Genomic DNA, 16,204 nt, shown 5'->3' with positions numbered 1-16,204 from the left:
TGTTTTAGGTATAAGTTTGGAACTTAAGCTTAAATCAGCTATAAATATGAAAAAACTAAGTCTGTTATTAATTATTTGTCTTATTGGGTAAGTGGGATGTCAAAAAGAGAATCTACAAGAAGAAGCTTTAATCTACCAAAATATTAAGGGTCATAAATTACAAACGTATATTTATCAATCGGATTCTATTGTAAGAGCGAACAAAGATCTATATAGGACTGTGACTTCAAAATTTGAAAAATCAAATAGTTCATCTTCAAGATATATAGAATCAACAACTCATGGTTTTGTTATTGATACAAGTCAAGTACAACTTTTAGTCTCAGATTTCTATGAGAGTTATGCCTTTAAAGTGTACCGAGAAACTGAAAACCCAGATATTCTTGAAAATTATGTAGTGACTTATTTTAATGACTCTACATATTCACAAATACTAATAAGCTATCCTTACGATACAGTATTACAAAAGTGGGATATAGAAAATGGAAGTGTTTTAGAAATTCAGGATGACGACTTACTAGCTAGAAATTTTAGTAATTGTGGCGCAGAAGAATTTGCATTAACCGAATGGGTTAATGAATGTACGGATTTTACATGTACTAGTGGCGAACATAGTGGTACTGGAGCACAGGGAGATTGTAATTATAAAGGTATAGGTATGCCTTATACAGAATGCGAAGGAGGTTATGTGACTTATTGTGTACCTTCGGGAGGAGGTTCGGGTAACACAGGTCCTGGCAATACAGGTCCTGGTGGTATTGGAGTAATACCTTATAATTCTTCAAATGGGCTTAATGATACCAGAACTAGAATTAAACAAGCTCTAGGATTTAATGTTATTGGTGGAGATTTCGTTGAAGAGAATGCTTGGTTAGATGATGTTGCCAACGCGTTTGAAGTAGTTGCTATTGATCACTATTTAGAAGATCATGAAAATGAGGACGGGAGTTATGAGCAGGAGGCTTTGGATTTTGCTGAGGGAGCAATAAATGAATCTTTAGAAGGTTCTGAGCTGGATATGGTTAACGAAATCATCAAAGATTCCACTTTTATTAATACTAAAGCCGATTGTGTTTATGAATTATTAAAATCAACAGGAAATAATCTTTTTAAAGATTTAATGTCAGATTTTACTAATAACAAATCAAAATCTAAATTAAAATTTCAAATTGGTACTGTGCCAGACGCAGCTGATGGATTAACAACTTATGATTCGGACACTGGTATTATCACTATAACATTTCCCCCAGCTATAAATACATTAACTAGTTTAGAGATTGCTGCATTAATTTTGCATGAAGGCCTGCAGGCTGAACTTAGAAGGATTTATATAGGAAATAACCAGGTTCTTGAACCGCTACCTCAAGCTCAATTCAATTATTTAGTTAGCTATTATGAATATTATAAAGGAATAGTTGCAGCAAATAATGTTTCGAATTTCGCATCACATACTTATATGGTATATAATCATCTTGAACCTTTGGCTAGAGCTGTTAGCGAGCTAGATGATAATCATTATAACTTAAATCACTATATGTGGTATGCGTGGGATGGTCTTAGTGTTATTGGAAAAAATGCTATTCCTCCATTATTGACTACAACCGAAGAAAACAATTATCAGAATTTACAACAAATTACTATTACTGACTTAAAAAAACAAGATTGTGATGAATAAAGGATATTTAACTTTAGTTTTTTTATTATTACTGATTTTGGTCACTTGTTGTACTACATCAAAAAATACGGAAAAAATATTTTTCCAAAAAAACATAAATACTCTGCTTGATTCTGCAGTTTTTGACCGTCGTAGATTGGTAGTCCCTTCTCCACAAGACTTTAAAGACTCCTTAAGTCGAAGTAAATTAATGGAAAGAGCAAATTTAAAAATGAACCTTAATTTGTCTCCATTACATATAATTCTTCTAGATTCAATAAAACCTATCAGCAACTTAAATGATTTTTTTTCTAAAATTAAGTATTTTAAATCTGAGTTGGATTACAAAGCAATTACTGAAGAAGATATATCTGCTCAAACAACTTTAAAAATTGAGTTATCAAAATTTGAGATAGATAGCAGCAAGTATACGATTATTAGTCACACAGATTTTAAAAAAGGTTTGAAGTTGTTGGGAAATCAAAAACTGGAGAGAAATCCTCCAATTTGTTCTTTATCTAGTATATATTTCAATAAAGAAGAAAACTTAGGAGCTTTTAAAATGAGTATTGTATATAGCGGTTTGGATGGTCATGGAGTTATCGTATTTATAAAGAAAGAAAATGGTAATTGGGTGATAGATAAAATAATAGAAGATTGGATAGCATAAGATTAAATTTCAAATACATATTGATTTTAACCTGTTTAATAGTTTTTAATTAAAAAAATAGTTTCAAACACAATCAATTAAACTTATTGTCGGGTTGCAAAAAAAATTGTATTTTTGCAGCCCTTTTTAAGGTAAAAATATTAATGCCCTTTTTGGGTTTACAGTTGATAAAATGAATATTACAAGAGAAAACATCGATGCATTAAATGCAGTTGTAACAGTAGATATCGCTAAAGAAGATTATAGCGATCAAGTAGAAAAAATATTAAGTGATTACCGTAAGTCGGCTAACATACCTGGTTTTAGAAAAGGGCATGTGCCAATGACTATGGTAAAAAAGCAATATGGTAAAGCCGTATTGGTAGATGAAGTTAATAAGTTGTTGCAAGATGCTTTAGGTAAATATTTAACCGAAGAAAAATTAGATGTTTTAGGTAACCCATTACCAAAACCTCAAGATGATTTAGATTGGAACAGCGATAATTTTTCTTTTGAGTTTGAATTAGGTCTTGCGCCAGAATTCGAGGTCAATTTAAAAAGTAAAAAAGCCATCACACATTATAATATCGTAGCCGATAAAAAAATGATTGATGATCAAATCATTCATATTAGAAAGCAATACGGTAAAATTACATCTCAAACTGAAGTAGTCAAAGAATCTGAGATTACAGGTGTTTTTGAAAATGAAGAGAAAGAGATTAATAACTCTACAATGATTACCTTAGATAAATTTAAAGGTAAAGCAACAGAGAAGCAATTTTTAGGTGCTAAAGTTGGTGATGTTGTGACATTAAAAACAAAAAAGTTATTTAATGAAAACCACGATTTAGCTGCAGCTTTAAAAATGTCTCATGAAGACACAAAAGATCTAGATATCGAAGTTAATTTCACAATTAGCGAAATCAACGAGAGAGCACTAGCAGACTTAGATCAAGAGTTGTTTGATAAACTCTTCGGAAAAGATACTGTAACATCAGTAACAGAGCTTAAAGATAAAATCAAGGAAGATTCTGAAAAGCAATTTGCACAACAAGGTGATCAAAAACTATTAAACGACGTAACTGAGTATTTAGTAGAAAACACAAAATTTGACTTACCAGCTGAATTCTTACAAAAATGGATGCAAACAGCAGGTGAGACAGAAATGGATGCAGATCAAGCCAAAGAAGAGTATGAAAAGTCTGAAAAAAGCATGCGTTACCAATTAATAGAAGGTAAATTAATTGAGAAGCATAACTTACAAGTACAGTTTGAAGATTTACAAGCTCACGCTAAAGAAATGATTAAAGTGCAAATGGCGCAATTTGGTCAAATGAATTCTAGTGATGAAGAGTTAGACGGTATTGCAGCAAGAATTTTATCTAATAAGGATGAGGTTAAGCGTTTATCTGAGCAGTTAATGAGTACGAAACTGTTAAATCTTTACAAAGCAGAAGCGAACTTAAAGACAAAAGAAATAACTTACGACGAATTTGTAAAAGAGTTCTATAGTTAAAAATAAGATATATAATTAGTATATTTGAGCGTAGAACTTTATAAGTTTTACGCTTTTTTGTTTCACAATAAAATTTCAGAAAAAGATATATGGATTACGGAAAAGAATTTGAAAAATTCGCAATAAAAGATCAAGGTATCAGCAGTACGTATTATAACAAGATCGTTAGCAGTATGTATCCTACAAGTATGACACCGTACATTATAGAAGAACGTCAATTAAATATTTCTCAATTAGATGTGTTTTCTCGTTTAATGATGGATCGTATTATTTTTATGGGTACGGCAATAAATGATCAAATTGCAAATATTATACAAGCACAATTATTATTTTTAGAAAGTGCAGATGCAAGTAAAGATATTCAAATTTACATCAACTCACCAGGAGGTAGCGTGTATGCAGGATTAGGAATCTATGATACTATGCAATTAATAAAGCCAGATGTAGCAACAATTTGTACAGGTATGGCAGCTTCAATGGGAGCAGTACTTTTAGCAGCAGGAGAAAAAGGTAAACGTAGTGGTTTAACGCATTCTCGTGTGATGATTCACCAACCACTAGGAGGTGCACAAGGGCAAGCAAGTGATATCGAAATTACAGCGCGTGAGATTGTAACCCTTAAAGAAGAACTTTATAAAATTATCGCGAAACATTCAGGGCAAGATTACGACAAAGTGTATGAAGATAGTGATCGTGACTACTGGATGAAAGCAGATAAAGCTAAAGAATACGGTATGATAGACGAAGTACTATCAAGAGGATAAAATAATGTTTACTTCGGAAAATGGAATTCTCAAAACTATTGGCATTAACAGTACTATTTGTGAGTTGTAACATGTCCGAATTAATAAAAACTACAAGAAAAAGTTTTAAGTGAATTTAAAACTTTAATTGATGAAATTCCTACAGCAGTAGAAATTTAAATAAAATTTAAAATGGCAAAGGAAGAATTAGAATGTTCGTTTTGTGGAAGGAAAAAGCCTGAAACCAGTTTATTAATTGCAGGTTTAGATGCGCATATTTGTGATCGTTGTATTGAGCAAGCTCACGGTATTGTGTTAGAAGAGTCTAAGCAGGCTGGAAATGAAGAGTTATCTTCAGATCTAATGCTTAGAAAACCATTACAAATTAAAGCATTTCTTGATGAATATATTATTGGTCAAGAGTATACTAAAAAAGTAATGTCTGTTGCAGTTTACAACCATTACAAACGTTTATTGCAACCACCAAGTGATGATGATATTGAAATTCAAAAATCAAATATAATCATGGTTGGTGAAACAGGTACAGGTAAAACATTAATGGCAAAAACAGTGGCTAGAATGTTAAATGTACCTTTAGCAATTGTTGATGCAACAGTATTAACCGAAGCTGGTTATGTTGGAGAAGATGTAGAAAGTATTTTAACACGTTTATTACAAGCGGCCGACTATAATTTAGAAAAGGCAGAAAAAGGTATTGTTTTTATTGACGAGATTGATAAAATAGCGCGTAAGAGTGATAATCCTTCTATTACTAGAGATGTTTCTGGAGAAGGTGTACAACAAGCTTTATTGAAACTTCTTGAAGGTACTGTTGTAAACGTCCCACCAAAAGGCGGTAGAAAACATCCAGATCAAAAATTCATTGAAGTCAATACCGAACATATATTGTTTATTGCAGGTGGAGCATTTGATGGTATTGATAAGAAAATTTCAAAACGCTTAAATATGGCAGCAATGGGTTACAAAGCTGCATCAAGTGATGATGAGGTTATCGATAAAGACAATTTATTACAATATATCATTCCAAAAGATTTAAAAGATTTTGGTTTAATTCCAGAAATTATAGGTCGTCTTCCTGTTTTAACTTACATGGATCCTCTAGATGGTAAAACTTTAAGAGCTATTCTAACTGAACCTAAAAATGCAATTATTAAGCAGTATAAAAAACTCTTTGAGATGGATGAGGTCGAAATGAGTATTACTGATGGTGCATTAGATTTTATTGTTACTAAAGCTATTGAGTATAAGTTAGGTGCAAGAGGTTTACGTTCATTATGTGAAGAAATTTTAACTGATGCTATGTTTGAAATGCCTAGCTCTAAGGATAAAAAGCTTAATGTCACTAAATCATATGCTGAAGATAAACTTAATAAAACAACGCTAAAAAAGTTGAAAGCAGTTTCTTAAAAGAGCATTTTTAGAACAAAAAGAATATAATATAATAGAAAAAAAAGAACCACTCTTTTCCCGAGAGTGGTTTTTTTATTGGATGTAATAATTAATATTGCGTGACAATATTTTGAAATTTTTTTTTGAAATTTTGAAGGTCTTACAGCAACTAAATACTACAGTTGTTTCTTTAAGACTTAGTAAATATAGGTGCATTGTTGTCATAAAAAAAATGACTTTTCCGTGTTTTAGATGAACCTTTGTTTATTCTCGTTGTGTGGGAAAATACGCTTGTCGTTCGTCGGATTTATGCGATAAACCATGTTAATTACATTAATAAAATATGTTTTAGTTGAGGTTTCCGAAGTAATACAGCTACACGTATAGGTATTAAGAGGTTGTATTGAGCTCTAGAAGTTCGTCTATATACTCTCTACTATTAGAAAGTCGTGGGATTTTATGTTGACCACCCAATTTGTCATGCTGTTTTAGCCAATCATAAAACAAATGCTCTCGTGCTATATGAACTTTAGGCATATTTAACGTCATATTATTAAGGCGCTTGGCTTCATAATCTGAATTTAGAGATTTTAGTGTTGTGTCTAAGAGTTCATTAAAAGTGTTGAGATTTTGAGGCGGTGTTTTAAATTCAATTAACCATTCATGAGAACCTTTGTCTTTGCCTTTCATAAAAATTGGAGCTGCTGTGTAGTCTACGATTTCAGATCGTGTAGTTTTGCAAACGGCTCTAAGCGCATCTTCGGCATTTTCAATAATTAATTCTTCACCAAATGCATTAATATGATGTTTGGTACGACCTGATACTTTTATTCGATACGGATTTATGGATGTAAATCTTACTGTGTCTCCAATTTTATAGCGCCAAAGTCCGGCGTTAGTAGTGATGATTACTGCGTAATTTTTATGGACTTCAACTTCGCTTAGCGGAATCACTCTTTGGTGTAATGTTCCGTAAGTGTCCATTGGTATAAATTCATAGAAAATCCCATAGTCTAACATGAGTAATAATTCGCTACTATTGTTACGATCTTGGATGGCAAAAAAACCTTCCGAAGCATTATAAGATTCATAATACCTAAAATTAGATTTTGGTAAAATGGCTTTATATTGATCGGTATATGGCACAAAGCTCACGCCTCCATGAAAATACACTTCTAGATTGGGCCAAATGTCAAATAGGTTGTCTTTTCTTGTTGCATCTAAAACATTGTTAAGCAAAACGAGCATCCATGAAGGTACACCTGCTAAACTTGTGACGTTCTCGTTTCGAGTTTCTTCAACGATGGCCTGCATTTTAAGTTCCCAATTATCCATAAGGGATACTTTACTACTTGGTGTACTGCTAAACTCTGCCCAAAACGGCATGTTGTCAATTAATATTGCAGATAAGTCACCAAAGGCAGTTCCGTTTTCTTTGTAGAGTTCTTTACTGCCTCCTAAGCGTAAACTTTTGCCTGTAAATAATTGTGAGTCTTCATTATTATTAAGATACATGCACAATAAATCTTTACTTGCTGCATAATGACAGTCTTCTAGAGATTCTGTACTTACTGGTATAAATTTACTTTTTGCATTTGTTGTACCACTAGATTTTGCAAACCATTTTATTGGATGTGGCCAAAAGATATTGTGTTCTCCTAAACGAGATCTTTCAATAACAGGTTGGTAGTCTTCGTATGAAGAAATTGGAACGCGCTCACTAAATGTTTTATAATTGCTTATGGTGCTAAAATGGTGTTTCCTACCAATTTCAGTATCCTTTGCAGTAGTAAGGAGTTGAAATAGTAATTCATTTTGAACTTCATTGGGATATTTTAAAAACAATTCAATTTGATGAAATCGTTTTTTTAAAAACCATGAAGCTATAGAATTTACTAATGGAATCGCCATATTTAAGTATCTTAAGCTATCTTTATGCTTTAAAAATAATACTTTTTTTTATATGTTTTACCAAGGTGTTTTAACAAAGATGCAAACGGAGTTTGCAGAGCCCATTCAATATTATTTAATCTTAGAGAATGATTTCTTGAATATGAATCAATTACTAGGAAAAACCATTACAATGGAGTTTGTAAAACACCAGTGTTTAAAGTGCGGATTAGACAAACCAATTTATCGACAAGGGTTTTGTAAGGACGATTTTTTTGATATTCCGCAAGCAGGAGATTGGATTATGAGGCCAGAACTAAGTACTGCGCATTTAGATAAGGAAGATCGTGATTTAGAGTATGAAAAGAAAGTACAATTACAACCTCATATTGTGTATTTGGCAAATTCTAGTAATGTCAAAGTTGGTGTAACCAGAAAAGCGCAAGTGCCAACACGATGGATAGATCAAGGCGCTCACGAAGCCATAGAAATTGTAGAAGTACCAAACCGTTATCTCGCTGGTATAACTGAAGTCGCACTAAAAGGTTACGTTGCAGATAAAACTAATTGGCGTAAAATGCTAAAGAATGATGTAGAAGACGAAAGCCTAACAGAATGGCGAGATCGTTTAAAACAATACATTCCTAATGAGGCTTTAGAGTATTTTATAGCGACTAATAAAGAAACACATATTCACTTTCCAGTTGACAAATATCCTCTTAAACCTAAAAGTCTCAATATTGAGAATGAACAGTCTTATGCAGGGAAACTTGTTGGTGTAAAAGGGCAATACCTCATCTTTGAAGATGATCGCGTTTTTAATGTGAGAAGTAATGAAGGTTTGGTGGTTAGGTTTAGTTTGTCTTGATTAGCTTTATATTGATAATTTTATGGCCTGAGCAATACCAATAATTAGAAGTAAAATTCCTGTAATTCTATTTACTATTCTACCAATATTTTGAACTTTATTTTTTAATGTCAAGCTAAATCTACTGTACAGATATAATGTAAATAGCTTACCAAAATATACACCTATAAAAAATAAAAACAGGACAAACAGAGGAGAGCCTAATGATAACATTAATTGAGAGTTGTTAATAATGCCAAAAGCCACAACCCAATATATGAGTACTGGCGGATTTAATATGCCTAAAAGGAAACCCATGGCGTATTTAGACGTAGTGATTTGAGAGGTTTTAGGCTTTTTTTCTTTTTGTTTTTTAAATAATAGAAATGCTCCAACAGCCATTAAAACAATGATGATTAGCATTTGAATCCACATATTTCGATCAAAAAATGCTCTCACCATCATATTGCAATGCAAGGCATAATAAGATAAAATAACTTCAGCTAGACCTGCGGTAATTGCAATTTTAAAAGCTTGTTTAGCATTTTGTTTGATCGTTGTATTAATAACTGCAATATTTGATGCGCCCAATGGTAGGGCTCCAATAACACTAGCTAAAACTCCAATTAAAAAATATATAATTATCATGTAGAGTTTGTAGGTTTACTTCGGAAAAACTTACAACCAATAAAAAACAACAAAAGGCGCATCCAATTAAGGTGCACCTTTTATATATATTATAAAGCTAAAAAAAACTACTAAATATCCTCTTGATCTCTCAATCCTTGGATATATCCAGCTTTTTGAATTTCACGTCTTCTTTTAACAGATGGCTTTGTGAAAAACTGGTTCTCACGTATGTTTTGCATCGTCTTTACGTTACGGTGTTTTCTTTTGTAACGTTTTAAAGCACGTTCAATGCTTTCTCCTTCTTTTACTAAAATTTTAATCATTGTAATACTTGTAATTATTGGTTTAGGACTATCCTAAATACGTTTTTAATATTTTACTTTTAGAATCTTGACGTAAACGCTTAATTCCTTTTTCTCTAATTTGTCTTACACGCTCTCTAGTTAAATCAAAAGTAGCTCCAATTTCATCTAATGTCATTGGTGGCTCATCACTTAATCCAAAGTTTAAACGTATCACATCACTTTCTTTTTGTGATAAGGTGTCTAAAGCTCTATTGATTTCAACATTTAAAGACTCTTTCATCAATTGATTGTCAGGATTTGGTGATTCACCAGATTTGACAACATCATATAAACTTGATGTTTCACCTTCTTTTAAAGGTGCATCCATTGATAAATGTCTCCCAGAATTCTTTAAAGATTGCTTCACTTCTGAAACCGTCATATCCAATTCTTGTGCTATTTCTTGAGCACTAGGAGGTCTTTGATGCGTTTGTTCTAAAAACGAAAATGCTTTATTAATTTTGTTTATAGAACCAATTTTGTTCAAAGGTAATCTAACTATTCGAGATTGTTCTGCTAAAGCTTGTAAAATTGCTTGTCTAATCCACCAAACGGCATAAGAGATAAATTTAAAACCTCTTGTTTCGTCAAAACGTTTTGCTGCTTTAACCAATCCTGCATTTCCTTCATTAATTAAATCTGGCAATGTAAGTCCTTGATTTTGATATTGTTTAGCAACAGATACTACGAAACGTAAGTTAGCTGTCGTGAGTTTGTCAAGTGCTATTTGATCACCTTCTCGAATACGCTGAGCTAATTCAACTTCTTCTTCAGCGGTAATCATTGGAAGTTTGCTTATATCTTGTAGGTACTTATCTAGGGATTTCGATTCACGGTTAGTAACTTGCTTGGTGATTTTTAATTGCCTCATATATTCTGTCTTGTTTAAAAAGTTTGCAAGAGTCTAATGTAACTTTTAATTTGACAAAAGCAAATAAAAGTTATCTTACTTATGGAAAATAGCCAAAAAAGACGATTTTTTAAGAGTAATTTAACATTTTGAGCCTGTTTTAACGTCAAATGTTAGGTGTTTGGTTTTAAAATTACTAGTTATTAGTTGAGTCTTGTTTTTTCTTTCTGTTATTTAATAATCCTCCTAAAATGTTTTTTACACCTTCTGAAACTGTATTAGATGTCGTTGTTTTAGTAGAGTCTGTTGTTGCGGTTGTCGTGTCGCTTGTTGTTTCGTTTTTTGAACCACCTAAAAGTCCGCCTAATAAATCTTTAACCTCGTCTTTACCTTTATTGATAAGCTTCTGCTTTTCAATCTCAATAAGTTGTTTGGTTAAGTTTGAAACACCACTTGTTAAGTCGGTTTGTATTTTTGGACTTGTGTAACTCCCTGTGATATTTGCGGTTACAGGTATAGTGATGTTGTTAACCTCAGGGTCGTTTATTTTGCCAAGTAATTGATTAACATCACTACCTAGATATTTAGCAGGTACTTCAAAAACGGCATCGTATTTAAGTGTTTTGTCAAAACCATGACCTCCAGATACTACAATTCCTATATCCTTGTACTTCAAATTAAACGGTTTTACGTTTACTTGACCATTAGAGAAGTCGAGTTTTGCTTGTAAATCTTTTAGATCTAATTTGCTAAAATCTATAAAATTTAAAGCGCCATCAAGTTTACTTAAAACCGATGTTTCATTTTGATTAATGCTGGTTGTTAATAGCTCTGCAAAAGCATCGCCAGAAACAGTATTTAAATTAGGTGTAAAATCGCTACCTAAAGTTCCTTGTAATTTTATTACAGTATTTAGTTTGCCTTGAAACGCCTTTGCAATTGGAGCAATACTTTGCAGTAATTCTAAACTTTGAAATGATTGTGCAATATCAAAACCATCTGCACCTAAATTTAGGTCAAAAACAGGTGTGTCAGTTTTTGTTGACACTTTACCTGTTAAAGCTAAAACACCATTAAATAAGTTAGACGTTAGATTTTTTAAATCGGCTTCTTGGTCTTTAATTAATAACGTACCATTAACATCTTTTAATGTTAGGTTGTCATAAACCACTGTATTTGCTTTCGCGTTTATCGTGCAATCTAAAAACTCTGGAATTTTCATGGATTGATTAGCAGCTGTTGTTTTATTAGATGTTTCCGTAGCCGTTTCATCCTCAACCATAAAATCGCTTATCACTAAATTATTGGACTCTAAATTAAAATTACCTTGTAAGGTGTTGTCACTTAATAAAAACCCAAGGATATTATTAATAGTTCCTGTAGCTCTAAAATCACTTGTTCCCGTTTTGGCCTCAAAACTATTAAGAGATACACTTTGCGGATTAAATGTCATATCTGCTTTATTAATTTGAATAGGATTAACAATGTCTTCCGAAGAAAAAATAAAATCACTCAAATTAACGCTACCTGTATTTTTTATACGCTCATAAGCGTTTGTTTCAATCGCGTTCATATCAAAAGCAGTATTGACTTTGGCTTTTAAAATTCCGCTTAATTGTTTGTCAAACTCTATTGGGTAAGCTTTTGTAATGTTTGCTAGGTTTAGTGTCCCATCAATATTGGCGTTAACCAGCATGTTTTTAGTAAGATTTTTAATAACTGCATTAGATTTAAAAACATCTTGGTCAATTTTAAAATTAAGTGTTTTTATGTCCACAAAAGTATCATCAACGTTTCCAGTTGTATTTTTAATAGCAGTATCTATATTAATATTACTAACGCTTTTTGGTAAATCTGGATATTTAAATGAAGCATTTGTAGATGAAATATTAATATCTAATGTTGGGATTGTTTCTTCGGAAATTTTACCTTTAACAATACCGTTAACTTTAAAATCACCTGTAGTTTCTACGTTTTCTATGTTTTTAGAATATACTTCGGGTATTACAGCTAGAAAATCTTTAAATGACGATCCAGGATTTTCAAACGTAATATCTATATCTTGACCATCTTCTAAAATTTGAACATAACCATCAAAAACAAGAGGTAATTGGTTAATAAGCCCTTTGTTTTCCATAAATGTGTATTTCTGCTCATTAAGATTCATCCCAATAAGGGCCTCTAATTTTATTTTATTTTGATTGAGATACTGCACACTATCCATGCTCATACTTACATTAGCATCAGTTGTGGTGTCGAGTTGCGATGTATCATCAGAAAATGTTCCATTCCCAGAGTGATTGAGCTCTGTGACATAGATTTTAGTTTTTGATATCTCATCTATATAAGTTAATGCACTTTTGCTAATGCTATAATCTTTAATGTCAAAAGCAAATCCAGACGAAGAGTCTGTTGCGGTAGTTTGTGCATGTTCTTGCTCTTTAGTAATGTCGTAATTGTTGTTTCCTAAGGCATCGGTTTTTAAAGTGACTAATGCTTCGTCTACCGAAATAGAATTCACAACAATAGGATCGTCACTAGCTGTTTTAAATACCTCTTTTATTGACATGTCAAATGCAATATTTTTGGCAGACACAAAGGTTTCGCCTTCAAAAGGTTTGAAATTTGTAATTACTAAATCTTCAACTGTAACATGTGCTTGCGGGAAACTGCGTATAAAACTTAAACTTACATCACTAAACTCGACATTAGCATTTAGGTTTTCATTCATAAGGTTTTTTACCATGTCCTTTATTTTGCCTTGAAAAGCAAAAGGAATGGCGACCAATAAGGCGAGAATTATTAAAAATGTTATTCCAATTATTTTAAATGCTTTTTTCATGTGTTAGTTTAATTATTTTAAAGGTCTGCAGTTACAGTAAAATGTTGTTGTTTTGGTTACATTTCCGAAGAAAACCAAAGTATTAGTTCTATATATACGGCGAGATTATAGTTTAAGACGAATTAAAACAAAAGTTTAATAAAACTTTAACCCATTTCAAATGATTATTAATGTGTTAGATTAAGTCAATCTCTTCGTTGACATTTAAATTAAAACGCTTTCTAAATAAGTATACACCTAAATATAAAAACGGTGTATCAAAAAAGGCGACCAGTACTTTAAATAAAAAGCCGCTTATTAATAGGCCTTTAAAGCTGTCCCAAGGGAGAATTTTAAAAGCACACAATAAAAAAACAACAGAAAAGGTGTCTATAAATTGTGAAAACCAGGTTGAGAAATTATTTCTAAGCCACAAGTGTTTTCCTTTAGTGAGTTTTTTCCAAAAATGAAATACTTGTATGTCTATAAACTGAGCAAATAAATACGCAGTCATGCTCGCAAAAACAGCAATCGCAGAGTTGCCAAACACATTTGAGAATAAGGTGTCATTCACAGGAGAGTTTGGTATGGCAGGAACACTATGTGCAGCCCAAATAATTAATAATGAAAATACCGACGCAAAAATACCTGCAATCACCACTTGGTTAGCACGTTTTTTACCATAAATTTCGCTTATCAAATCGGTAATTAAAAATGTAATAGGATAGGGGAGAATTCCAACCGAAATTTCAAATAACTTAAAACCAAAAATTTCGATATCAAAAGGATACCAATAAAAAAACTTTTGAAAAATTAAATTAGAAACCACCAAAGACGTGATAAACAGTGCGGCCAGAAATAAATAGATTTTTTGTGCAGCAAGTTTGTCTTTTATGGTCATAAATTGTGAATAAATACTTGGTGCAAATATACGCTAATCCCATTTTGTTTTCATTAATTTGATGATTCAATATGAATTCTACCCATCACGTTTACATCGCTCTTGGAAGCAATAAAGGCGACAGATTAAAATATCTGCAAGACGCTATAGATGCTATTTTTACGCAAATAGGCACTGTAAATACGATTGCAAAAGTCTATAATACACCAGCTTTTGGTTTTGAAGGTGATGATTTTTTAAACACCTGTATTGGCATTGAGACTGTTTTTAATGTAGAAACTGTTTTAGAAAAACTCCAAACTATTGAAATAAAATTAGGTAGAGAGCGTAATAAAACTGAAGGTTATGAGTCGAGAACTATAGATTTAGATATCTTGTTTTATGATGAGGTAATGATCTCTTCGGAAACTTTAACTGTACCACACCCTCAACTACAAAAACGAAAATTTGTACTTAAACCATTACGGGATATTGGATCAAAACTGAAACATCCGCAATTGGAGAAAACCGTTGCAGAGCTTTTTAAAACATGCGAAGATCAAAGCGATGTACAAGCTATAAACATTTGGTTGAAAAATCCAGCAAAACAATTTGATTTTTCAAAATACAATTACATTGCCATAGAAGGAAATATTGGTGCAGGTAAAACAAGTTTGTCTCATCAAATCTCAAATGATTTTAATGCAAAACTTATTTTAGAGCGTTTTGCAGATAATGCCTTTTTGCCAAAATTTTACGACGAGCCAAAACGCTATGCCTTTACTTTAGAAATGTCCTTTCTAGCAGACCGTTATCAGCAAATAAGTGATGATTTATCACAATTAGATTTATTTAAAGATTTCATAGTGAGTGATTATGATATTTATAAATCACTAATATTCTCAAAAATCACATTGCCAGAAGATGAGTATAAACTCTATCGTAAACTCTTCTATTTAATGTATAAAGACATTGCAAAGCCAGAATTGTATGTTTATCTATATCAAAATACAAAACGACTTCAAGAAAATATTAAAAAACGCGGACGCGATTACGAGCAAAATATCGACGACGAATATCTCGAAAAAATCAACTCAGGCTATTTAGATTTCTTAAAAAACCAGAGTGAACTCAATGTGAAAATTATTGATATTTCAGATCGGGATTTTGTGAATAATCGTGCAGATTATTTGTGGGTTTTGGGTGAGATTTGTGGTGAGGAAAATTAAAGGACAAAAGTTACTGGTTATGTCATTCAGAGCGCAGCGAAGAATCTCTTGTTTTACTACATTAAAAAGATTCTTCAGTCGTGCCTCCATCTGAATGACATCGATAATTTTTATAAAGTTATTTTTGAAAACAAATCCCAAACCACAACACCACAACTCACAGATATATTCAAAGAATGCTTAGTCCCAAACTGAGGGATTTCAATAACCACATCACTTGCGTCAACCACATTTTGAGCAACACCTTTTACTTCATTGCCAAAAACTAACGCATATTTTTGTTGAGTTATTGGTTGAAATGTGTTGAGCATGGTTGCACGTTCTGCTTGCTCAATAGAAATGACTTTTACGTTTTTTGATTTTAGTTTATTGATAACATCTATTGTGTTTTCAGCATATTCCCAATCTACGGTTTGGGTGCTTCCTAAAGCTGTTTTTCTAATGTCGTTGTGTGGAGGAGTTGCAGTAATTCCACAGAGATAAATTTTCTCTACCAAAAAGGCATCACTTGTTCTAAATACAGAGCCTATATTATTTAAGCTTCTAATATTATCAAGTATAATAATGATAGGTGTTTTTGTAGCTTGTTTAAATTCATCCACATTTAATCTATCGAGCTCGCTGTTTTTTAGTTTTCTCATCTTTAGTTTCCGCGAAGGCGGTAATCTTTTTTAATTTGTAGTTTCCGTGAAAACGGGAATCTTATAATCGTAGCATTATTTGTTGAAATCTACTAACAAT

At 32.1% G+C, this 16,204-nt stretch carries 14 protein-coding genes; 7 read left to right on the top strand and 7 right to left on the bottom strand.

Annotated elements, in window-relative coordinates:
• Window positions 1–91: 91 nt before the first annotated feature.
• The 5 genes from TD29_RS13560 (at window position 92) to clpX (ending at window position 5,990) form a co-directional block, all read left to right on the top strand.
• Window positions 92–1,675, top strand: coding sequence for a hypothetical protein (locus TD29_RS13560; protein ID WP_040281285.1), 1,584 nt, complete (start codon window positions 92–94; stop codon window positions 1,673–1,675).
• Window positions 1,668–2,324: a hypothetical protein gene (locus TD29_RS13555; RefSeq protein ID WP_040281284.1), complete on the top strand. Its 657-nt coding sequence runs from the start codon at window positions 1,668–1,670 to the stop codon at window positions 2,322–2,324. The genes TD29_RS13560 and TD29_RS13555 overlap by 8 nt, the downstream gene beginning before the upstream one ends.
• Window positions 2,325–2,496: 172 nt before the next feature.
• A complete protein-coding gene (gene tig, locus TD29_RS13550; protein ID WP_040281283.1) occupies window positions 2,497–3,819 on the top strand; it encodes a trigger factor in 1,323 nt (440 codons plus the stop codon).
• Window positions 3,820–3,908: 89 nt separating this feature from the next.
• Window positions 3,909–4,583, top strand: coding sequence for an ATP-dependent Clp endopeptidase proteolytic subunit ClpP (gene clpP / locus TD29_RS13545; protein WP_040281282.1), 675 nt, complete (start codon window positions 3,909–3,911; stop codon window positions 4,581–4,583).
• 171 nt (window positions 4,584–4,754) lie between these two features.
• Window positions 4,755–5,990 (top strand): ATP-dependent Clp protease ATP-binding subunit ClpX, encoded by a 1,236-nt coding sequence (gene clpX / locus TD29_RS13540; protein WP_040281281.1) that lies wholly within the window; start codon window positions 4,755–4,757, stop codon window positions 5,988–5,990.
• 372 nt (window positions 5,991–6,362) lie between these two features.
• On the opposite strand, the gene TD29_RS13535 is transcribed toward clpX, so the two are convergent.
• On the bottom strand, window positions 6,363–7,883 hold the full coding sequence (locus TD29_RS13535; protein WP_040281280.1) for a GH3 auxin-responsive promoter family protein: 1,521 nt from the start codon (window positions 7,881–7,883) through the stop codon (window positions 6,363–6,365).
• Window positions 7,884–7,935: 52 nt separating this feature from the next.
• Here TD29_RS13535 and TD29_RS13530 point away from each other — a divergent pair, with 52 nt between their 5' ends.
• Complete coding sequence (locus tag TD29_RS13530; RefSeq protein ID WP_040281279.1) at window positions 7,936–8,730, top strand: DUF2797 domain-containing protein; 795 nt, start codon at window positions 7,936–7,938, stop codon at window positions 8,728–8,730.
• 6 nt (window positions 8,731–8,736) lie between these two features.
• Here TD29_RS13530 and TD29_RS13525 read toward each other — a convergent pair whose 3' ends face one another.
• The 5 genes from TD29_RS13525 to TD29_RS13505 all read right to left on the bottom strand — a co-directional run bounded on the left by TD29_RS13525 (window position 8,737) and on the right by TD29_RS13505 (window position 14,255).
• A complete protein-coding gene (locus TD29_RS13525; RefSeq protein ID WP_040281278.1) occupies window positions 8,737–9,357 on the bottom strand; it encodes a LysE family transporter in 621 nt (206 codons plus the stop codon).
• A 110-nt stretch (window positions 9,358–9,467) separates the two neighbouring features.
• Window positions 9,468–9,662, bottom strand: coding sequence for a 30S ribosomal protein S21 (rpsU, locus tag TD29_RS13520; protein ID WP_040281277.1), 195 nt, complete (start codon window positions 9,660–9,662; stop codon window positions 9,468–9,470).
• Between the two features lie 28 nt (window positions 9,663–9,690).
• Window positions 9,691–10,554: a sigma-70 family RNA polymerase sigma factor gene (locus TD29_RS13515; RefSeq protein WP_040281276.1), complete on the bottom strand. Its 864-nt coding sequence runs from the start codon at window positions 10,552–10,554 to the stop codon at window positions 9,691–9,693.
• A 175-nt stretch (window positions 10,555–10,729) separates the two neighbouring features.
• Window positions 10,730–13,375, bottom strand: coding sequence for an AsmA family protein (locus TD29_RS13510; protein ID WP_040281275.1), 2,646 nt, complete (start codon window positions 13,373–13,375; stop codon window positions 10,730–10,732).
• Window positions 13,376–13,550: 175 nt separating this feature from the next.
• Window positions 13,551–14,255 (bottom strand): queuosine precursor transporter, encoded by a 705-nt coding sequence (locus TD29_RS13505; protein WP_040281274.1) that lies wholly within the window; start codon window positions 14,253–14,255, stop codon window positions 13,551–13,553.
• A gap of 71 nt (window positions 14,256–14,326) precedes the next feature.
• Here TD29_RS13505 and folK point away from each other — a divergent pair, with 71 nt between their 5' ends.
• On the top strand, window positions 14,327–15,463 hold the full coding sequence (folK, locus tag TD29_RS13500) for a 2-amino-4-hydroxy-6-hydroxymethyldihydropteridine diphosphokinase (RefSeq protein WP_040281273.1): 1,137 nt from the start codon (window positions 14,327–14,329) through the stop codon (window positions 15,461–15,463).
• Window positions 15,464–15,573: 110 nt separating this feature from the next.
• Here the strand turns inward: folK and TD29_RS13495 are convergent, their stop codons facing one another.
• A complete protein-coding gene (locus tag TD29_RS13495; RefSeq protein WP_040281272.1) occupies window positions 15,574–16,104 on the bottom strand; it encodes an RNA methyltransferase in 531 nt (176 codons plus the stop codon).
• Window positions 16,105–16,204 lie beyond the last annotated feature (100 nt).

Source organism: Psychroserpens damuponensis, from assembly GCF_000826655.1.
Lineage (GTDB): Bacteria > Bacteroidota > Bacteroidia > Flavobacteriales > Flavobacteriaceae > Psychroserpens > Psychroserpens damuponensis.
Note: the sequence above shows the minus strand (reverse complement) of the source record. Positions and strands in the feature narration are given on the sequence as shown.